17 protein-coding genes are annotated in these 20901 nt (G+C 58.2%); 7 read left to right on the top strand and 10 right to left on the bottom strand.

What is annotated here, in order from left to right; translation table 11 throughout:
* Positions 1-79 precede the first annotated feature (79 nt).
* The 3 genes from M4951_RS22935 to M4951_RS22945 all read left to right on the top strand — a co-directional run bounded on the left by M4951_RS22935 (position 80) and on the right by M4951_RS22945 (position 2116).
* The gene (locus M4951_RS22935) at positions 80-409 is read left to right on the top strand and encodes a hypothetical protein (protein ID WP_262023932.1); all 330 of its coding nucleotides are present in this window, start codon (positions 80-82) and stop codon (positions 407-409) included.
* A gap of 50 nt (positions 410-459) precedes the next feature.
* On the top strand, positions 460-1233 hold the full coding sequence (locus M4951_RS22940; RefSeq protein ID WP_262023933.1) for a hypothetical protein: 774 nt from the start codon (positions 460-462) through the stop codon (positions 1231-1233).
* A 100-nt stretch (positions 1234-1333) separates the two neighbouring features.
* Positions 1334-2116: a hypothetical protein gene (locus tag M4951_RS22945; protein ID WP_262023934.1), complete on the top strand. Its 783-nt coding sequence runs from the start codon at positions 1334-1336 to the stop codon at positions 2114-2116.
* Positions 2117-2208: 92 nt separating this feature from the next.
* Here M4951_RS22945 and M4951_RS22950 read toward each other — a convergent pair whose 3' ends face one another.
* The 3 genes from M4951_RS22950 to dxr are packed head-to-tail and all read right to left on the bottom strand — an operon-like array spanning position 2209 to position 6141.
* Positions 2209-2901 (bottom strand): HAD-IA family hydrolase, encoded by a 693-nt coding sequence (locus M4951_RS22950; RefSeq protein WP_262023935.1) that lies wholly within the window; start codon positions 2899-2901, stop codon positions 2209-2211.
* 7 nt (positions 2902-2908) lie between these two features.
* Complete coding sequence (locus M4951_RS22955) at positions 2909-4993, bottom strand: site-2 protease family protein (protein WP_262023936.1); 2085 nt, start codon at positions 4991-4993, stop codon at positions 2909-2911.
* Entirely contained in the window at positions 4975-6141 is a 1167-nt protein-coding gene (dxr, locus tag M4951_RS22960; protein ID WP_262023937.1) for a 1-deoxy-D-xylulose-5-phosphate reductoisomerase, read from the bottom strand. Before dxr ends, M4951_RS22955 begins: the two co-directional genes overlap by 19 nt.
* Positions 6142-6490: 349 nt before the next feature.
* Between dxr and ftsH the strand changes: the two genes are divergently transcribed.
* Both ftsH and fmt read left to right on the top strand, forming a co-directional pair.
* On the top strand, positions 6491-8560 hold the full coding sequence (ftsH, locus tag M4951_RS22965) for an ATP-dependent zinc metalloprotease FtsH (RefSeq protein ID WP_262023938.1): 2070 nt from the start codon (positions 6491-6493) through the stop codon (positions 8558-8560).
* An 86-nt stretch (positions 8561-8646) separates the two neighbouring features.
* A complete protein-coding gene (fmt, locus tag M4951_RS22970; protein ID WP_262023939.1) occupies positions 8647-9660 on the top strand; it encodes a methionyl-tRNA formyltransferase in 1014 nt (337 codons plus the stop codon).
* On the opposite strand, the gene M4951_RS22975 is transcribed toward fmt, so the two are convergent.
* A complete protein-coding gene (locus M4951_RS22975) occupies positions 9638-10639 on the bottom strand; it encodes a zinc-binding dehydrogenase (RefSeq protein WP_262023940.1) in 1002 nt (333 codons plus the stop codon). The genes fmt and M4951_RS22975 overlap by 23 nt on opposite strands.
* A 608-nt stretch (positions 10640-11247) precedes the next feature.
* Here M4951_RS22975 and metG point away from each other — a divergent pair.
* Complete coding sequence (gene metG, locus M4951_RS22980; protein WP_262023941.1) at positions 11248-13302, top strand: methionine--tRNA ligase; 2055 nt, start codon at positions 11248-11250, stop codon at positions 13300-13302.
* A gap of 488 nt (positions 13303-13790) precedes the next feature.
* Here metG and M4951_RS22985 read toward each other — a convergent pair whose 3' ends face one another.
* A complete protein-coding gene (locus tag M4951_RS22985; protein WP_262023942.1) occupies positions 13791-14537 on the bottom strand; it encodes an ATP-binding protein in 747 nt (248 codons plus the stop codon).
* 130 nt (positions 14538-14667) lie between these two features.
* On the opposite strand from M4951_RS22985, the gene M4951_RS22990 reads away from it, so the two are divergent.
* Positions 14668-15390: a 16S rRNA (uracil(1498)-N(3))-methyltransferase gene (locus M4951_RS22990; RefSeq protein ID WP_262023943.1), complete on the top strand. Its 723-nt coding sequence runs from the start codon at positions 14668-14670 to the stop codon at positions 15388-15390.
* Here the strand turns inward: M4951_RS22990 and M4951_RS22995 are convergent.
* The 5 genes from M4951_RS22995 to M4951_RS23015 all read right to left on the bottom strand — a co-directional run bounded on the left by M4951_RS22995 (position 15387) and on the right by M4951_RS23015 (position 20776).
* Entirely contained in the window at positions 15387-15596 is a 210-nt protein-coding gene (locus M4951_RS22995; RefSeq protein ID WP_262023944.1) for a hypothetical protein, read from the bottom strand. The two genes, M4951_RS22990 and M4951_RS22995, sit on opposite strands and share 4 nt — an antisense overlap.
* Before the next feature lie 123 nt (positions 15597-15719).
* The gene (locus M4951_RS23000) at positions 15720-17570 is read right to left on the bottom strand and encodes a right-handed parallel beta-helix repeat-containing protein (protein WP_262023945.1); all 1851 of its coding nucleotides are present in this window, start codon (positions 17568-17570) and stop codon (positions 15720-15722) included.
* Positions 17571-17675: 105 nt separating this feature from the next.
* Positions 17676-18122, bottom strand: a complete 447-nt coding sequence (locus M4951_RS23005) for an RrF2 family transcriptional regulator (RefSeq protein ID WP_262023946.1) — start codon at positions 18120-18122, stop codon at positions 17676-17678.
* Between the two features lie 32 nt (positions 18123-18154).
* A complete protein-coding gene (locus M4951_RS23010) occupies positions 18155-18910 on the bottom strand; it encodes a phosphoadenylyl-sulfate reductase (protein ID WP_262026960.1) in 756 nt (251 codons plus the stop codon).
* 228 nt (positions 18911-19138) lie between these two features.
* A complete protein-coding gene (locus tag M4951_RS23015; RefSeq protein WP_262023947.1) occupies positions 19139-20776 on the bottom strand; it encodes a cation:proton antiporter in 1638 nt (545 codons plus the stop codon).
* Between the last annotated feature and the right edge of the window lie 125 nt (positions 20777-20901).

Consider the following 20901-nt stretch of genomic DNA (forward strand, 5'->3'; position numbering starts at 1 on the left):
CTACCGTTGGACTTTCGTGACATTCAGAAATTGATGGGCGAATAGCGGGGCCGTCAGGGCAAGGCCTGACCTACATCCGATGCACTCTCGGCTTGAACAAATCGCTCGTCATTGCTTCGCGCCGGCGGCGTTGATCACGTTGTTCTTGCTGGTGAGCTATCTGGTTGAACTGCTCACGTTCACCGACACGCATGCGATCTTTCTATGGTTGCATGATACCGGTGAGTTTGGATCGGCTCCCCATTCGCATCGCTTGGCCCTGCCGCTTTGGTCTTTTCCGCTGACGGTCCTGGCGATACTCGCTTTGCTCACATTTGTTAGCTATGGGCTGCTCCGCCGTCGAGCGTCGCCGAAAACCGACGCTTTCACCGAATCTTCTCGCACCGAGGAAAAGGAATCTCTAAAATAAGGGAGCGCCAAACTCTTGATCTAGCCCGACCTTCACGGAAGTCCTCTGCGATGAAAACATGGCTATTTGCTTCAGCATCGCTGCTAACTCTCCTGTTCAGCCATCTTGCTGCAGCGGAAGGCTGGGGAACGATCAAGGGACAGTTCGTCGTGGAAGGCAAGATTTTTCCGCCAGAGGCGCTGGCCATTCAACGCCCGGGGCCGATTCGTGCGATTCCCAATCAAAAGCTGGTTGTTGGTCCGCATGGAGAATTGCAGAACGTGTGCTTGTGGCTGACAGTCCCACGCGGCCAGAGCTATCCCCAACCGCATCCTAGTTACGCTGAAACAGCCAATGACGAAGTAGAAATCAAGTTGAAAGACTATCTCTTTCAACCCTATTTGATCTTCATCCGTACGTCGCAAAAAGCGAAGTTCAAAAACATGGATCCGGTCGGCCATAACATCAAGACATCCGGATTCGCCAATCCACCGGGCCCCGGCATCGTCCCGAAAGGGGGCCAGTGGGTGCAATCGTTTACCCAAGAAGAGCGCACGCCGTGTCCAGTTATGAGCACGGTCTATCCTTGGATGGAAGCCTTTCTGCTGATTCGAGAATCCCCCTATGCGGCCATTTCCGACGAACGCGGCGATTTCGAGCTCACCCATGTTCCGGCCGGCACTTGGACCTTTCATTTTTGGCATGCCAGCGCTGGATACATCCCGGAGATCAAGCTGCTTGGCCATGTGCAAAATCACCACCATGGCGAGTATGAGATCGAAGTCTTTGCGGATGAAGTCACCGATCTTGGAAAGATCGCAATTTCTGCGCGACGTTTCCAATAATCGGTCCTAACGATTTAACGCGCATTCGGATTGCAAATCCCTATAATAAGATCGCGCGGCTCTCTCGATCCCTGCCCAAATCTCACGGAGGCTCTCTGCGATGAAAATATGGCTGCTTACTTCAGCACTGCTGTTGACTCTCCTGTTCAGCAATCTCGCGTCCGCCGAAGGTTGGGGCACGATCAAAGGGAAGTTTATCGTCAATGGAGCGACGCCGGATCCGGCGGTCCTTGAGGTCGAAAAAGACAAAGCCGTTTGCGGGCTCAAGCCGATCTACGAACAAAATCTGGTCGTGGGGCCCAAAGGAGAGCTGAAAAACGCTTGCGTCTGGCTAACCGTCGCCCGCGGAAAACTCTATCCGACCGCTCATCCCATGTATGCTGCGACGGCAAAGGACGAAATCGACGTCGACAATATCGCCTGCGTTTATGATCCGCATGTGACCTTCATTCGCACTTCGCAAAAAGCGAAGTTCAAAAATATGGACCCCATCCCGCACAACGTGAAGGTCGATGGTTTCGCCAACGCGGCGATGAACACGCTGATTCCGGCGATGGGGGAGTTCGTGCAGAGCTTTCCTGAGGAAGAACGAACGCCGATTCCCGCCTCTTGTTCGATCCATCCCTGGATGTCGGCTTATCTGCTGATTCGTGAATCGCCGTACGCGGTTGTTTCCCAAGCGGACGGCAGCTTTGAACTTGCGAATGTGCCTGTGGGAAAATGGACATTCCAATTCTGGCACACCGCCGGCGGATACATGTCAGAGTTGCAAATGCAAGGCAAGCCCCAAAAAGATCGCCGGGGCCAGTACGAGATCGAAGTCGTCGATGGCCAAGTAACCGACCTGGGTGAGATTGTCATCGCGGCGAAGAACCTAAAATAATCAACTGTCGCGGTGTATGTCAGGCCTTGCCCTGACGCATGGACCCGCATCGTCAGGCCAAGGCCTGACATACACCGCCATGCGATTGACTATTACGGCAAACGCGTGATCACTTCTGCAAGAGAACGAATCACCGCGTCGGTTGCGATATCGTCTGGCGCTTCCGACTCGCGAGCCAAAAAGAGCGTCTGATAGCCGGCCGTGATCGCGCCATGATAATCATTGCGGGGGTCATCGCCGACCAGCAAGATCTGATGCGGCTGCAGCTGCAGCACGTTGGCGATCGAACCGTAATAGTGCGGGCTCGGCTTGGCCCAGCCCACTTCGGCGGAGACGAACAGCATCGCGTCAGAGAGACAGGGCCAATGCCCTGCGATGGCGCGTAGTCGCCCGTCAAAGTTTGACGCTAACCCTATCTGATAGCGATCGCTCAGTTTCTCCAGCGTCGGCAGCGCATCTTGGTAGACGCTCCAACTGCTGGGCATCGCGAAGTGTTTCCACAGGCGATCCAAAATCGCGCTGGTCTCGCCAGCTTCCGCAAAGACATGCGCGACGATCTGTCGCCACCGCTCGCGCTCGAGCGCTTCGTCGGTGCGCAAATCAGGCGAGACCGAGTAGAGGGTCAGCGCCTCGCGAAAACGATCGCGGATCGTCTCGATCGGCAAATCACACCCGTTGGCGACGCCAGCCGCTTGGTAGACGGCGGCGACGCTGGGCTGTGGATAGATCAACGTTCCGACCACGTCCAACAAGACGCAGCGGATCAAATTCGGAGAATGAAGCACTTCGACCTTACCCCGTAATCAACGGCAAAAAGCGATTGATATCGAGGCCGATGACGCAGATCATCAGCAGCAACACGAAGGCGAAGCCCGCGAAAGTGAGTCGCATCATCCACTTTTCATCAAGCGGTTTTCCCCGGATTCCTTCGTACAGCAGAAAGACCATATGCCCGCCGTCGAGCACCGGAATCGGCATGAAGTTGATCACCGCCAGGTTGGCGCTGATCAGCGTCAAAAAGAGAAGCAGTCTTCCGATACCCTGCGACGATTCGCTGGTCGCGACCGCAAGGATCGTGCCGGGTCCGCCGAAGCCGGCCAACGGCACTTTGCCGGTCACCAACTTGCGAAGCATCATAAAGACCTGTCCCATACCGCTGCCGGTCTCTTGAAATCCAAGTCCAACCGCTTCGCCAATCGATTTGGCGACATAGATCGGACTGGGAGTGACAAAGACGATGTAGCGATATTCGACAAATTGATCCTTCGAGTCGACCGGGGTGATGAGCGCCGTTTGCGTCTCGTTGGTTCCTTCGCGATTGAAGATCACTTCGACCGGCACTCCGGCAGGCAGATATTGGAACGCGGCGTTAAACGCATCCTGCCAATCGATTTCGTCTTCGATAATCTTCAGCGGTTTGTCATCTTTCGGCCAAGCGTACGCCATTTCTCGTTGCGAGTCGGTCGGCTTCAACTTCAGGGTCCGAATTTCGTCGCCTGCTTTGATTCCAGCGGCAGCCGCCGGGCTTGCGGGCAAAACTTCCGCCACACGATTCGTCAGCGAGTACGCGACGCCCAGCATATCGATCGCTAGTTCGGCGCCGAACCCGCTCTGCGTGTTGTATTGCTCCGGCTGACGCATCGGCACAGACAGAGTCTTCTCTTCGCCGTCGCGCAGAATCACCACGTCGACCGTTTGCCCAGCGTATTTGGCCGAACGAGCGGCCAGCGTATAGCCGTTGGCCGCCGGCACGTCGCCGATCGAGACCAGCTTGTCGCCGATCTTCAGGCCTTGCGCTGCGGCCGGCGATCCGGTCTGCACATACTGGATCGGCGTCATTTCCATCACCAGACCGGTTTCGCGATACGGAGTCGGCGGCAGTTCGATTTCGTACGTCGACTTCTGCTCCGCATCCCCAGAGCCTTCGGTATGCTCAAAGTTCAGCTTTAACGTGTCGGCGGCGTGCGTCGCGAGGATGTTTTCCCATTGGATGTAGTTCTCGATCGGCTTGCCATCGACGTCGATCAGCAAGTCGCCGGTCGCCAGCTTCGTCATCCACTCTGGATTTCCGGCCAACAACGCATACCCTTCCGGCGGCTTGGCCACCTTCAACGAGTTCTCGGGCGAAATGCCGAGCAGCGGAAAGTCGGCCTCGGGGAACGGCTTTTTCGGGGTAACATCAAAGTCGAGCGTCTTATCGCCGCGGCGAATCACGATCGGCATCGGCTTCTCGTCGCCGTTCATGACGACGGCAAGCGTCAAGTCTTTGCGGAAACGGAGCGTATCGCTCGGTTCGGCGCCGGGGGTCACCGCGACAATTTTGTCGCCAGGGCGAATCCCTGCGATCCACGCAGGTCCGCCTGGCTGAGCATAGGCGACGTCGCACGGCGTATAGCTAACGCCAATCATGTAAGCGATTGCGGCGAAAATCACCGCCGAGATGACGTTAAACGTCACGCCGGCCGAAATAATCATCATCCGCTGCGGCACCGACTTGGCCAGATAACTGCGCGGGTCGTGTTGATCGGCTTCGCCACCTTCTTTCGAGCGAGCGATTTCTTCTTCAGCAGCGGCCGGATTGTCATCCTGGCCGAGCATCTTGACATATCCGCCAAGCGGAATGGTGCCGATGCCGTATTCGGTTTCGCCCCACTGCTTTTTCCAGAGAGCGCTGAACTTCCAAGGTCCGATGCTGATCGGAGCGTCAAAACCGACGTAGAACTTTTCACACTTCACGCCGCACGCTTTGGCGGCCAAAAAGTGACCCAGCTCGTGAATGAAAATCACGACTCCCAGGCCGGCGACGCCCATGGCGAAAAAGCCGATGTTGGTCAAAATGCCCAGAAAATTAGTCTCGGCTAACAACACGTAATCCACGCGGAAACCTCCCTACGCGCCCATGCGTCGAGCGCGAGTAGTTGATCAATCGTTGGGGTAGGGTCAAAGTCGTGACTATCTAACGCAGCACGACATGCCCTGGATATATCGGTGAACGAGATCTCGCCGTCGAGAAAGCTCTGTACGGCCGCTTCGTTGGCGGCGTTCAAGACCGCTCCGGTCGTTCCCCCGCGCTGGGCCGCTTCTTTCCCTAATCGTAGGGCAGGAAAACGGTCCAAGTCGGGCGGTTCAAATTCCCAGCTGGACGCGATGGTGAAGTCTAGCCTTCGAGCCGGGCCAGGGAAGCGCTCTGGGAACGACATTGCATATTGTATCGGTAATTTCATGTCGGGGGGGCTCAATTGCGCCACCACCGAACCGTCGACATATTCGACCAGCGAATGGACCACCGATTGGGGGTGGACTACTACGTCAATCTTGTCTGCCGGCATCTCAAACAACCACCGAGCCTCGATGACCTCCAGCGCCTTATTCATCATGGTCGCTGAGTCGACCGTAATCTTAGGCCCCATCTTCCAAGTTGGATGATTTAAAGCCTGGGCGGTGGTCACTTGTTCCAATTGCGCCTGGCTGTGATGTCGAAACGGCCCCCCGGATGCGGTCAAAATGATTCTGGCCACTTCGTGTTGCTGTCCAGCCTGCAACGCCTGAAAGATGGCGCTATGCTCGCTGTCGACCGGCAAGATCAGGGCGTTTCGCTCGGCGGCCAGTCGCATCGCCAATCCGCCGGCCAAAACCAGGGTCTCTTTGTTCGCCAATGCGACGCGTTTGCCAGCTTCGAGTGCGGCCCAGGTCCCTTCGAGACCGGCGCGTCCCACAATCGCGGCGACCACGATATCGACGTCGGCGTGCGAGACCAACTCCGCGATCGCGTCAGGGCCGATCCGCAGTTCGGTCTCTTTTGGCAAATCCGACCAATCGCGGGCTGCCGCAGCCGTTGGATCGGTCGCGACGATATAGCGCGGGACAAACTGTCGCGCGGCGGCGGCCAATTCATCCAGTTTTTGATGCGCCGTTAACAGGTAACAGACGTAACGCCCCTCGGACGCAGCGATCACGTCAAGCGTGCTGCGTCCAATGCTGCCGGTAGCGCCCAGCAGAGCAACGGTTTGAGGGAAGGCCGTCATGTCGACGATTCGATCGGTGGAATAGGGATATTTGGACGGCGACGAGCCAGGACGATTGAGGTGCAATCGCTACTAGCCGTCTAAGTGGACCGGCGCTGAAAATGCTTTTTGCATTCTACGACAACCCGAGGACCACGCCATGGGCGGCTAGTGATACACCCATCTCTTGATGGGGCAAGTACTTGCGAATCACGCGAATTCTAGGAAGAATCGCCCATCGCAGCAAGCCGAGCCGATTTGGTCCAGTGAGACAATTCATTGGCCTGGAACTTGGCGCTGTATAATAGCGGCTGACCCAAAAATCTTGACATTCGCCGGCCCCCTCGGCGTTACTCTCACTTGGTTGCTCATGGATAATCACGACGAACCCCCTCGCCGTTCGGGCGATTCTCGCTCTAACAATTCGATTCTCTACATCGTGGTGGCGATCGTCGTCACGTTTTTCATCGCGATCTACTTTATTCGCCCTTCGCGCGATGTGATCACGCCGGCCCAACTGGTTGATTTGATCGATGCGCACAAGGTGGACGCTTCCGGCAAGCCGGTTGGCAGCTTGGCGATCGAAAACTCGAAGGGGAAGAAGATCCTCTATTCGAATTTTCGGAACGCGACCGTCAGCAAGTCGACGGTCAGCGCCACTGTTGACCGCGAAGACCTGGACGCTGACAACAAAGACATCGCCGCCAGTAAGCAAAAAGGGGTGCCGATCGTCACCTATCTGCCGGGCGACGAACAAAGCCTGAACGAAATCACCGACGCGCTCAAATCGCACGGTTTCAAAGATTACAGCGGCGACCAAGGGGATGGTTTTCTAGAGATCTACGGCGGACTGCTGTTTATGACGGCGCTGATCGTGATCCTGTTCTACTTGATGATGCGTCGTCTTGGCGGCGCCGGCAGCGCCATCGCGTTTGGTCGCAGCCGCGGCAAGATGCATATGCAAGATGACTTGAACATCTCGTTTGAGGATGTCGCCGGCATCGAAGAAGCGGTCGAAGAAGTCAAAGAAATCGTCGACTTCCTCCGCTCGCCCGAAAAATACCAAGAGCTCGGCGGCCGCATCCCGAAAGGCGTGCTGCTAGTCGGACCTCCCGGAACCGGTAAAACGTTGCTCGCCAAAGCGATCGCCGGCGAAGCTGGCGTGACGTTCTTCAGCTTGTCAGGCTCCGACTTTGTCGAGATGTTTGTCGGCGTCGGCGCCGCGCGGGTTCGCGACATGTTCCAGCAAGCGGCGGCCAAAAATCCCTGCATCATCTTTATTGACGAACTTGACGCGCTCGGCAAAACACGCGGCTCCGGCATGGTCGGCGGCCATGATGAACGCGAACAAACGCTCAACGCGCTGCTGGTCGAGATGGACGGGTTCGACTCCAACAGCGGCATCATCATCATCGCGGCGACCAATCGCCCCGAGATGCTCGACCCGGCGCTGCTTCGCCCCGGTCGCTTCGATCGCCAAGTGCTGGTCGATCGGCCTGACGCCGCTGGCCGCGCCGATATCCTGAAGGTTCATGTCAAATCGGTGAAACTGGACGATTCGGTCGATGTCAAAAAAGTGGCTTCGATCACCGCCGGTTTCGCCGGCGCCGACCTGGCCAACCTGGTCAACGAAGCAGCCCTGCTGGCGGCCCGCAAGGGGAAAGCCTCGGTCACGATGGAAGAGTTTGACGAAGGGGTCGAGCGCGTCACAGCCGGGCTCGAAAAGAAACAACGCGTGATGCAGGAAGAAGAGAAAAACCGCGTCGCTTATCACGAAAGCGGACACGCGCTGGTCGCTTTTTGCCTGCCAAATACCGACCCGGTTCATAAGGTGTCGATTATTCCTCGCGGCCTGGCGGCCCTAGGATACACAATGCAGCGACCCACCGAAGATCGCTTCCTGATGACGCAAGGCGAACTCGAAAGCCGCATCCAAGTGCTGCTGGCCGGCACCGTGGCCGAAGAAATGATCTACGATGAGATCTCAACCGGCGCGCAAAACGACCTGGAACGAGCGACCGAACTGGCGCGCGGCATGGTTACCGACTTCGGCATGAGCCGGCTTGGTCGGGTCAACTTCCGCCAGAGCGGACGTTCGGCCTTTATTCCAGAAGCTCCCGATGAGCGCAGCCGAACGCACAGCGAAGAGACGACCCGCGAGATCGATATCGAGATCAAGCGGATCCTGGACGAGATGCTGCAAAAGACAAGAACGATGCTGTCGGATCGACGTGATTCGTTGATCGCAGTCGCCGAGCGGCTGATCGAAGTCGAATCGGTCGACGGTGAAGAGCTGCGCCGCGTGATCGAAGAACATTCGCATGGCCCGCGAATCGTGCCTGGCACCGACTCGCCTAAACGTGCTCGGCCGGCTGGTGACGCCGAAAAGCAGGAAAAACAGGACGACGGCGATGGACCGGCGGCCGAAGGCGCTCGCTAACTTTCGACGCGCTCAGAATTCGTTACACTGAACAAGGTCGCCGGTATTTATGCCGGCGGCTTTTTTTTATCGCTGGGGAGGCGAAGATGCTACGAATTGTGATGATGGGAACCGGTCCATTCGCCGTGCCAACCTTTCGCCGACTCCTGGCTTCGCCTCATCAAGTGCTCGCTCTGCTGACGCAGCCGCCGCGCGTGATGCGCGGCAATCGCCAGGCGCCGCTCAGTCCGATGCGCGCCGTCGCCGAAGAAGCCGAATTGCCAGTCCATTGGCCCGAAAGCGTCAACACGCCGGAAGCCCACGAGATCTTACGCACCTACGCCGCCGATCTGTTTGTCGTTTGCGACTACGGGCAAATCCTTTCGGCCGAGTCGCTGATGCTCGCCAAACTGGGCGGGATCAATCTGCACGGTTCGTTATTGCCCAAGTATCGGGGCGCCGCTCCGGTGAATTGGGCCATGTACCACGGCGATGCGGAGACCGGCGTGACCGTGATTCACATGACGCCCAAACTGGACGGCGGACCGATTTTGGCGATCGCCAAAACGCCAATTGACGCCGATGAAGACGCCGTTGCGTTAGAAGAACGACTCTCGCTCATCGGAATCGAACCGGTGATGGATTCGATCGCGCTGCTCGAAAAGCATGGAAACAATCCGCCAGGCGAGTTGCAAGATCCGGCGCTGATCACCAAGGCCCGCCGCTTGCGCAAAGAAGATGGCGACCTGCCGTGGGCGCGCACGGCGGCCGAAATCTACAACCAGCATCGCGCGTTTCAGCCTTGGCCCGGAACCTATACGCATTGGCTGCGCGACGGCGCCGAGCCGCTGCGACTGATCATCAAACGGATGACGCCGCTGGCCAGCGACGCGCACGTCGCACCGGGGCAAGTCGCGTCGACCGACGAAGGACGACTGGTCGTCGCGACCGCTAGCGGTCAGATCTCCTTGGACGAAATTCAGCCGGCCGGCAAGCGCGTCATGCAGGCAGCCCAGTTTCTAAACGGCTACGGGCTTCGCCCCGGTGACCGGTTTGGCTCGTTTGAGCCGCTGCCGGGAACCGACGGCACTCCCCCCGCTAGTCCCGGCAGTCGAGCGTAATTTTGCCAAATTGCGAGGAATGTCGCATCTTCTCGATCGCTTCGTTCACGGCGCTGAGCGGTAGCGTCTCGTCGATAATCGGTTTGATTTTACGCTCGTTGACAAACTGCAGCATCGCGGCGAAATCGTTCGGCGACCCCATCGTCGAGCCGATCAGATGCAACTGCTTCCAAAAGACTTTAAACAGGTCCAGCTTGGGCGGTGGCCCGGCCGTTGCGCCATAGTTCACAATCCGTCCGCCAGGCGCCGCCAGATCCAAGAGCCCGCGATATCCGGCTCCACCGGCGCTGTCGATAATGAGATTGACCGGGCCGAACTGCGTAGTCGCTTCGCCCACCCAATCGGTTGCGTTGTAGTCATAGCCGTGCGCCGCGCCATAGCGAATCGCGGTCGCGATCTTCTCGCTGGAAGAGGAAGTAACAATCACCTCGGCGCCGGCCGCACAGGCGAATTGCAGCGCAAAGGAGGCGACTCCGCCGCCGATGCCGCTGATCAGCACCTTCTCACCCGGCTGAAGTCTCCCTTGCGTGAACAACGCGCGATAGGCCGTCATTCCCGCCAGCGGCAGCGCCGCCGCTTCGACAAAACTTAGGTGGCTCGGTTTTTCGTGCAGGTACTGTGCTGGAACTTGCACGTGCGTGGCGAACGTGCCGTTGACCGGCATCCCCAAAATTTTGAACGCGTCCGACTGCGCGGCGGCGTTGTCTCCCCAATTCCAACCGGGATTGATGATCACCTCGCGACCAAGCCAGCTCGCCGACCGCGAATCATTGGTCTTGCTAACAACGCCGGCGCCGTCGGACCCCAAAATCGACGGCAACTGGATGCCGGGATACATTCCCTGACAAATCCAAAAGTCACGCCGGTTCAGTGCGGCGGCGTTGAGCTGGACGATCACTTCATGATCGCTAGCGATCAGATCGTCCTGCGACTCCAGCACCAGAGGGGAATTTAATTGTTTGAGTATGGCGGCCTTCATGGAGCGGCTCCTAAGTAGATATCAACATGTAGTGCGGTCTCGACGCCAACACCAAATACGCCGCAGCGAGCGAAATTCCTGGTCGAGAAACTTCCTCGTTCTCTCTATTTTCGCAGCGGAAAAGTGAAAGGAAATGCGAACGCCCGCAATGGGCGTTAAGGACTTTTTCTGCCGATTCTCCCAGCGCACAAACTATTTTTTTTTGCGTCCCATCTAGCGTCAAAGAAGTAAGGCGAATGACGACGGCGTGAATTTCGGATTCTTTTTTTGACTTTCAGGAATAACAGGGAGTCCACGTCACGAATGGTTTCGATAGTAGAACATTCGGCGACACCCAATAGGCGGTGACGCCGGTCTTTCATAATCCAACGAAGCGCGACGGTCGAAAATGCCATCCCTCGGGATGCTTTTCGACCGTCTCTTTTTCTTGTCGCTTCCGCTAGGGGCCCTCCCGAACCCCTCTGCATGGCCATTTGTCTGTTTCCTAGGGGGCGGATCGTATTAGAGTCGTCGTCAGCGACATCTCGCCGATCTTGCTCCGCTGCGGTACAATCCTCGGTTCGACTTGCCCTAACTCTTGGCAGGAAAACGACTTCAACGGTTCTTCCATGACTGCGCGACGAATTCTTGTAACTTCTGCTTTGCCCTACGCGAATGGCCCGATCCATATCGGCCACTTAGTCGAGTACATCCAGACCGATATCTGGGTCCGCTTTCAGCGACTACGCGGCAACGATTGTCGCTACTTCTGCGCGGACGATACGCACGGCACGGCGATCACGATCAGCGCCAAACGGAACGAAGTCTCGGAAGAAGCGTTCATCGCCCAAATGAGCGCTGAACATCAGACCGACTTCGCCGGCTTCGATATCGAGTTCGACAATTACGGCTCGACCAACAGTGATGAGAATCGCGAGCTTTGCGCCCAGTTTTGGCAGTCCCTGCGCGACGCCGATCTGGTCATCGAGAAGGAAATCGAGCAACTTTTCGATCCCGAAGCCCAGCAATTTCTCGCCGATCGCTTTGTCCGCGGCACTTGTCCCAAGTGTGGACGGACCAATCAACCCGGCGACAACTGCGAGTGCGGGCACACCTACACGCCGGTCGAGTTGATCGATCCTGTCAGCGTCCTCTCGGGCGCAACGCCAGAGCTGCGCAAAGCGACGCACCTGTTTGTCGCCCTCGAAAAGTTGCATCCCTTCCTGGAAGAGTGGTCGCAAAGCGGCGAGCATCTGCAGACGGAAGTCGCCAACTATTTGAAGGGGCACTTCCTTCACGAAGAGCTGCGTGATTGGGATATTTCACGCCCTGGTCCCTATTTTGGCTTTGAGATTCCTGACAGTCCCGGCAATTATTGGTACGTCTGGTTCGACGCGCCGATTGGTTACATCGCTTCGACCTGGGAGTGGTGCAAACGCAACGGCGAGTCGCTCGACAAATGGTGGAGAGATCCGTCGACTGAAGTCCATCACTTCATCGGCAAAGACATCACTTACTTCCATACGCTCTTCTGGCCCGGCATGTTGCAGACGGCCGGATTCACGCTGCCGACCAAAGTCCATATCCACGGCTTTTTAACCGTCGGCGGCGAGAAGATGTCCAAGAGCAAAGGGACCTTCGTCAAAGCGGCGAAATACCTGGAGCATCTCAATCCAGCCTACCTCCGCTACTATTACGCGACCAAGCTTGGTCCGCGCTTGGACGATCTCGATCTGAACGTCGCTGAGTTCGCTGAAAAGATCGACAGTGACCTGGTCGGCAAAGTGGTCAATATCGCCAGCCGCTGCGCCAAGTTCGTGCAGACGACCGGGCTCTCCGCCGCGTATCCCGATGACGGCGGACGGTTTGAGCATGCCGCCCAAGCGGGCGAAGAGATCGCCGCCGCCTACGAAGCGTGCGACTACAATCGCGCGATGCGTTTGATTTTGGAACTGGCCGATCGGGCCAATCCCTTTATCGAAACGAACAAGCCGTGGGAACTGCGGAAAGATCCGGCCAACGCCCAGACATTGCAAGACGTCTGCACCGTGGGGATCAACCTCTTCCGCCAGATCATCATTTACCTGTCGCCGGTGTTGCCCAAGTTGGCGGCCGAAGTCGGCGCACTGCTGAATGATCCGCTCACGTCGTGGGACCAGTCGCAAACGCCGCTGGCGGGGACGCAGGTCAACAAATTCGAACACTTGATGAAACGAGTCGACACAAAACGAGTTCTTGCCATGATTGACGAAAGCAAAGAAGAAACCGCCGACGCTGACGCAACAAGCCCAGCCGACGAAATCGCCGCCAAGTACAACGACAGCGCCGAGGTGCTGGCCGCCGAACCATTGGCCGAAGAATGCACGATCGACGACTTCATGAAGGTTGACCTGCGAGTCGCCCGCGTGTTGCACGCCGAAGAAGTCACCGACGCCCGCAAGCTGCTGAAGCTGACGCTAAGTCTGGGGGGCGACGAGCGTCGCCAAGTCTTCGCCGGCATCAAAGCGGCCTACAAACCAGAAGATCTGATCGGCCGCCTGGTCGTGATGGTCGCCAATCTAAAGCCGCGGCAGATGAAGTTCGGCCTGTCCGAAGGCATGGTCGCCGCCGCCGGAGAAGGGGGCGCCGAAGTCTTTGTGCTGACCGCCGACGAAGGCGCCAAGCCGGGACATCGCGTCCACTAAACCGAACTTCGATGTTCGACAAGCTCCACAAGCGACGCCCAGGGGATTCCCGAAGCGTCGTTTTTTTTGTGGCTATTCCTCTTCGTAGCCCGACGCGCGAGTTTTGAGGTTGCGCTATTTTCCAACGATTGAAAGTGAAGACGGTGCTGCGCGGCACGTATTGACATCAGCCGCACGGCGTTAGCCGCGGTTTTTGTCTCCAATTTTCCGTCGACAAAGAGTTCCTGTCAGAAACCGCGGCTAACGCCGTGCGGCTGATTTTGGGAGAGAAGCTAGACGTAAGAGGCAGCGAGCCGTGGTCGGACCTGATAGCGGTGGTCGCCGCGCCGTTTGAAATGGCGAAATGGCCTCGAACTGCTTACCAGGAACCAATGCCTCTTACGGCTGCGCCGCCCCGATAGCGGAGCTATCGCGGCCAACCGGGAAATTGCGCAACTTCAAAACGCGCGCTTCGGGCCACGAAGAGAGAAGCTGCAAGCGAGAACCTCTTACAGCACGCCCAATTCGCCGTACAGACCTTCGATCGTCTCGGCGTCGATTTGCGGCAGATGTTGCGCGGCGCCAGTCGTTAGACTCAAATTCAGCAATTGGGCGACGCGCCGGGGCGATCCTTCTGACAACGCATGAATCCGGGCGATCGCCGCTTCGTCCACTTCCGGAAAGTCGTCCTGTTCCAGCAAGGTCGACTCGACGAAGTCTTGCGTCTCTTCTACGGTCCACGGCTCCAGATCAACCCGCAGTTCGCACAGTTCCAGAATTCGCCGATCGATTTGACGCAGCGAACCTTCGAGCGCCGCTAGCACGATGGTAAGTTTGGCGCCTTCGTGCGCCGGAGCACGCAGCAATTGCAACACGACGTTGGCGGCGTCCATCGTCATTTCGTCCGCATTGTCCAGAAACAGGACCGCCGCTTGGCGTTCGGCCGTTAGCACCGCCAACTGATCGGCCAATGCGATTGTCGGGTATTGGCCCGGTCGCAGACGTCCCCCCCAAGCTTCGACCAGCAGCGACGCCATGTCGTAGGAAGCCAATCCGGTCGCTGCGATCTGGGCGACCGCAACGTGGGACTTCGCGAGTTGTGCGGCGTAACGAGACATCAGCGTTGATTTGCCGACTCCGGCCGGTCCGATCACTACGGCGCAGCGGCGGTTCGACTGCCAGACGTAGTCAAGCCGCGCCCAGGCTTCGGCAAACGGCGCGCTGCGCAGCAATTGCTCGTCGCTCAGTTGATTCAAGGGATGTTCGTTCTGGGGCATCGGCGCAACAGTACGTATCGGAGGGTATTCGTCTATCTTGTTTGTTCGGTAAAATCGTCAGGCGCCCTGTAGGCATTCTGTTAAACCGTCTTGAGCTAGCACGCTGCAAATGTCACATCGATTCTTTTTAGAAGCGCCGATTACGGGAGATACCGTGGAAATCGACGGTCCCGAAGCCCACCATCTTTTGCACGTCATGCGAGCAAAAATTGGCGCTCAGGTCACGCTGTTCGATGATAGCGGCGCTCAATTCGCCGCCGAAATCATCGCTGTTGGCCGCAAATCGGCGACTGCCAGAGTTATCGCACGCCAAGAGGTGAGCCGTGAACTGCCGATCGCGCTGACAATCGCGGCCGCTCTGCCGAAGGGGGATCGCCTGCGGTGGCTGGTCGAAAAATGCGTCGAGCTGGGAGTGACCGAACTGACGCCGCTAGAAACCGAGCGGAGCGTTTCGCTGAAAAAAGAAAAGTCGCTCGACAAGCTCCGCGGCTATGTGATCGACGCTAGCAAGCAATGCGAGCGCAACCGCTTGATGCGAATCGCCGATTCAGCCGCGCTGCCGGCGTTTTGGAGTCATGCACCATCTAGTGCGCTGCGCCTGATCGCCGATCCCAACGCCAGCGAATCGGTCGCCGACTTGTTGCCGGCCGAGCCAACCGATGTCGTTGTCGCCATTGGACCGGAAGGAGGCTTCTCGCCCGACGAGTATCAAGCCGCCCTGTCAGCCGGTTGGCGCGGGTTCCGATTAGGAAAGCGAATCTTGCGAATCGAAACGGCGGCGCTGGCGACAGCAGCCCTGATCGCCGCCCACTACGATCGATCTGGCGCCTAATTCGATCCGATTCCTAGTCGGCCAATCGCCCGATGTAGAAAATGTCGCAATGGCTGCTGGGGCGGCAACTCTTGGGGAAGCGGAGCGGAGCCAGCTGGCGTCGGCTGCTGGCGCAGCGCCGCTACATACTGTCGCGTCGTTTCTTCGCCGCACGACAGTCCCAGACGCTGCTTCAGGTGATAGAGATCGATTGCGTGGCGATCCAAGCTTGCCCCCCAAGGAATCGCGAGCGTCTGTAACCATTAACAGACGCGGCAATCCCTAGGTATCGACGCGGCACGGCGGATCCAATGAGCCAAACGACAGCGCCCGATGCGACGCCCTTACAGCTACTCAGCGGGAGCCAGATACGGAGGCGACTGTCGCGGCCCGCAGTTGGCGACCCGTTTTTGATACGTCGCCAGGTCGAACTTGTCGGCCGTCAGCACGATATTGTTGGTCTGCTGCACCGTCTCGGCTTTGGTGCTGTTGTAACGTAGCGGCGGAGTCGCCGCGTCGCGGCAGACCAACACATTTTTCCGCACGAACATCTCTTCGGCCTTATGAAACCGGAGCGGCGATTTGTCGATGTTGTAGATCAAATTGTTTTCGATCGTGATCTGATCGCTCCCTTCGTCCAGAAACATCCCGTTCGATTCGGCGCGGCCGGCGTTCAGCGGGATGTCGTGGATGTGATTCTCGGCCAAACGTGTTCCCGGTTGTCGTCCCAACGTATAGATGCCGCCGCCGTCGCTCAGTCGTTGCATCACATGATGAATGTGATTCGTCGCGACCACGTTCTTTTCGACCGGTGTCGGCGTCGGATTCCAGAGCCAGCCGACTGAAACGCCGGAGTAAGGCAAGTCGGTAATCTCGTTATGGGTAACTTGGGTCTCCGCTGCGAAGGCGACCCACACGCCGATCGAACCAAAAAACTGTCGTCCGCAGCGCCGCACCACGCAGTCAGTCACCGCATTGCCGCGCGCAATCTGCTGCGGCGCCGCCTCGCTCCACAGTTTGCCATCGACGCGACGTGTACGGTCTTCCCCAATGTTGACGCCGTTGCCGCTGACGTCTTCCACGACGCAGCGCTCGATGCGGCAGTTCTTGGTGCGCGAGCCGAGCCACGCGCCGGAGCAACCGAGGTTAGCGATCCGCCCATCTACAATCGCGCAATCTTCCGCCAACTCCAACAAAATCGCCGCCGGCATGATGCCTCGCGATTTGGAGCGGGGAGAGGAGTCGCGCGCTTCATGCATGGTCGCTTGCGACGATGCGTATCCTTCCGGCGGCAGCATCCAAGCAGCGTGCTGAAATTCGATTCCCTCAAAACGAACGCCGCGAACCGGCGAATCTTCCGTTCCGCGAACAACTAGCAATTGTTCGGCCAACGGCGCAAAGACGCGAGTATTCTCCGGCGTCTCTCCTTCACGCGGCAGATAAGTGAGCGTGCCTGACACCTCGTCCAAATACCATTCGCCAGGCGCGTCGAGCAAGTCGGGATGATTTTCGAGATAGAAGCGGGGATGCGGTTCAAAGTTGTCGATCGCGTAATGGGCCGCATTGGGTCCAATCGGAAACTGCGTCTTCAGCGTGTGCGTCGCCGCGTCGATCGACGCGATATTGATCCGCGACATCGACCAATCGTGCAGAAACACCAACTCGGCGCCGACGGCTTCGAGCGGCACTTCGCCTGCGTTGAAAGTAAAACCGCTGCGACGATCGGGCAGCGACTTTTCGATCCGCAGATAACCTTCGTTGGGATGGCGCGCCCGGGTGGCCGGCGCACTGCTGACAAAGAGTTCACGAAAACGCCAATCGCCGCTTTTGACTTCCGCGATCTCCGTCGTCCAGGCGCCGTCGCCCGCGACTTTCCAACCGGTGATTTCTCGTCCGCCGCTGATGCTCGGTTTGGCGCCTGGGGCGGCGCGAAACGTAAGCGTTCCTGCCGTCGGCAAATGTTGCGGCCCCAACTCAATCGGCCGCTCGATCGCATAAACGCCGTCATGCAGGATCACCTGCGTATCGCCGGCGTACTGCGATTGCTGCAATTTGGTCAGCACGGCGGAGAACGTTTTCAGCGGTGTGGCGACTGTGCCTGCGGCGATATCATCACCGTTGGGGGCAAGATGGATTTCGGCGGCGGCGATCGTCGAAACGGCTATGCACAACGCGACGAAGAGCGAGCAAACGGATTTCATCGGCGGGAACTCGGTAGGTGTATTGCGGCGGGAAACATGCAAGGCAGGACCCGCATTCTAACACCAATCGCCGACTGCTCCAAAAAAAACGGCGAGCCGTCTACGCTAGATATAAAACATATCTTCGACGGTGCTGCCGGCTTTCTCGGCCATGTCGGCCAAGGTCGCGGCCGAGAGAATCTCGCGTTGGGCGGTCGCCGCTTCACAACAGAGCGCCTTCAGCGCCGCCGCAGCTGCGGTCGGCTTTTGCAGCGCGCCGCAAGGTTGATCGCTGTCCCCTTCGATCACGCGGTGGATGTCATAGATCGAGATCTCGCTGGGATCGCGGGCCAAGCGATAGCCGCCGGTTGCGCCGCGGGTGCTTTGCACCATGCCGGCGCCTTTGAGCTGCAGCAAGATCTGCGTCAGAAAATGAGCCGGAATGCTGTGCGTCGCCGCCAACTCGCGCACGCGGACAGGGTCGCCCGAGTCGTAGAGCGCCGCCAATTCGATCATGGCGACGCAAGCGTATTCGGTTTTGGCGGAGATATTCAAAACGGTTCCGGCGGCCATGCCGCCGCCTATCAATGACGCTGGTGCGCCCGTTACTTGTTCGTATCGTCGTCTAGCGTGTGCAGACCGCACTCGGTCTTTTCGGTTCCGCTCCAACGACCGGCGCGTTCATCTTCGCCGGCGGCGACGGCCCGTGTGCAGGGCCAGCAACCGATGCTGGTGTAGCCTTGGTCATGCAGCGGGTTGTAGGGAATGTCGTGCTCGGTGATCATTCGCCAGACCCACGCTTTGTCGACATTGGCCAGCGGATTGATTTTGGCCAGGCCGAATTTTTTATCCCAACCAACGATCGGCGCTCTCGCGCGATCGGGGCTTTGATCGCGGCGGATCGCGCTGATCCACGCATGCTTCCCTTCAGCGCCACGTTTGAGCACGGTGATCTTGCGATCAAAGCAGCACTGCGTGGGGTTCGTCTTGTAGAGGGGCAGCCCGCCGGTTTGCGCTTCGTACTCTTCGACGCTCAGCTCGGGCTTCAGCAGTTCGACTTCGATCCCCAGTTTCTCGGCGATGCGATCGCGCAGATCGAGCGTCTCTTGAAACTGATAACCGGTGTCGAGATTAAAGACCGGCGTCTCGGGAGCAATCTGCGAGAGCATGTAGAGAATCGTGCAGCCTTCAGGGCCGAACGCGGTTCCCATGGTCAGCTTCGAGCCAAATCGCTCGGCCGCCCAGGCAATAATTTCTTCCGGCGAGGCCGATTCCAACTCTTCACTTTTGGCGGCTAATTCGGCCAAAAGCTCATCGGTCGGCTCTAATTTTCCGGTTTCGGTCAGCACTTGCGTCTTCATGGCCGGCTTCAAAATATCGGAAAGTCGTTTTCTAACAATGGTTTGCGATGATTTGACGACTGCTTTCGTCACGATGAGGACTCCACTTCCGTGCTGAGTTCATTTCAATCTAAACCATGTTGACCAACTTAGTCAACAATCCCTCCGATGCCAGAACATTTCATCGGTTACAGCAGGGGTCGAACTTCAGATTGGAACGATTTTGTCGATATTGCGACAAAAACCGCCCTAATGAGGGGCAAGATCTAACGAGTCGACCATCGACAGCAAGGCGCTGGCGACGTGCGACTCTTCGTCAATCGCCAGATCGGCGCCAGAGGAGAGGAGGCGCGCACGCGTCTCGAGATAGCGACAGCGGGCCATGATCGTCGCACTCTTGTTTAACCGGCGAATCATTCGGACGATCGCGACCGCCGCTTCGTCACTGGGAACCGAGACGAGCACCAGCTGCGCGCGATCGACTTCGGCCTGCTGCAGCGTCTTCAGCTTCGTCGCATCGCCGGTCACGGTGCGAAAACCGAGTTGCTCCAGCGGATAGGTGTTCACGGCGTTCATATCCACAAAGCAAACCGAGATTCCCATCATCTCAAACCGCGACGCGACCTGCTTGGCGATCGGACCGACGCCGATCACCACCGCCTCTTTCACGTCTGACGGAGGTCGCTTCAGCTTCTTCACATGGCGAACCACTTCGGCCAGATGATCGCCGACCGCCCGAATTCCGTATCCGATCATCGCCGGCGTCAGCAGCAGCGTCGCAATCGCTAACACCAGCATTTGGTTGTACTGGGCGGCGTTGATCAGGTCGAGCCGCATCCCTTCGGACAGCAGCAAGAAGCTCAATTCGCCCACCTGAGCCAGTCCCAGACCAAAGCAGAAAGCGACCGGCCAGCGCACGCCGACAGCACGCAGCGCGACGGCGCCGCCAAGCGTCTTGAGCGCCAAGATCACCGGTAGACCGATCAAGACCAACCATGGATCTTGCATCGCTTCTTGGATGTGGAGCAAACCGCCGAGCGAGATAAAGAAAATCGCCGCGAACGTTTCGCGAAACGGCAAAATCAACGCGTCGACCTGCTGCGTCAGTCGGTTGCCAGACAGGATCAATCCGGCGGCGAACGCCCCCAGTGCGGCCGGCAAACCAAGCTCATGCGCGAGAAAGCACATCCCGCCCAACACGGCCAGCGCGAACAGCACCAACAGTTCGCGACTGCGTAGCCGCTGTAAAACCGGGACGCCGATCCGCTGCACAATCAGGCCAGAAATCGGGATAATCGCCAGGAACATCAGCGAATAAAGGCCCAGCTTCAGCAGATCCAGCGAGGATTTTTCGCTCGCCCCCGCCAACAACGGCGCCATCAGCATCAGCGGGACGATCGCCATGTCTTGAAAGATGAGGACGCTGATCGAGGAGACGCCGGCCGCGGTCGATTGCACGCCCCCCTCTTTCAGTGCGCGAAACACCAGCACCGTCGAGCTGAGCGCAATCGCCGAGCCCAGCAAAATCGCCGCCGGCCAATCCAAACCGAGCGCGCGGATCAGCAGCGCCGACGGGATCGAGACCAACAGCAACTGCGTCGGACCGCCCACCAGCAGGCGAAACGCGAACTCCTGGACCTCGTCGAGCGAGATTTCCATCCCGATCGAAAAGAGCAGAAACAGCGCCCCGATTTCGGCCAAATGGGCCAGTACTTCGCTTTCGCTCGTAAAAAACCCCAGTCCGCCGCTGCCGCAGATCGCGCCGATCATCAGATAGCCGACCAAGGACGAAATCTGAAAACGGCGGCAAACGGCGCCAGAGATGGCGCCGGCCGTCAGAATCACAATCAGGTCGAGAACGACTTGTTCTACGGTCGTCGGTTGCATGCAAACTCCCCGAGGTCTATCCGTCGCTAATGTAGCATCCACGCCGAAAAAAAAAGGGGGGCGTCGTACAGGCGCAAAGTCGGCGCACTCCCGCGACAGGCAAGTTGTGATCGCGCCGAATAGGC

This window comes from Blastopirellula sp. J2-11, assembly GCF_024584705.1.
GTDB lineage: Bacteria > Planctomycetota > Planctomycetia > Pirellulales > Pirellulaceae > Blastopirellula.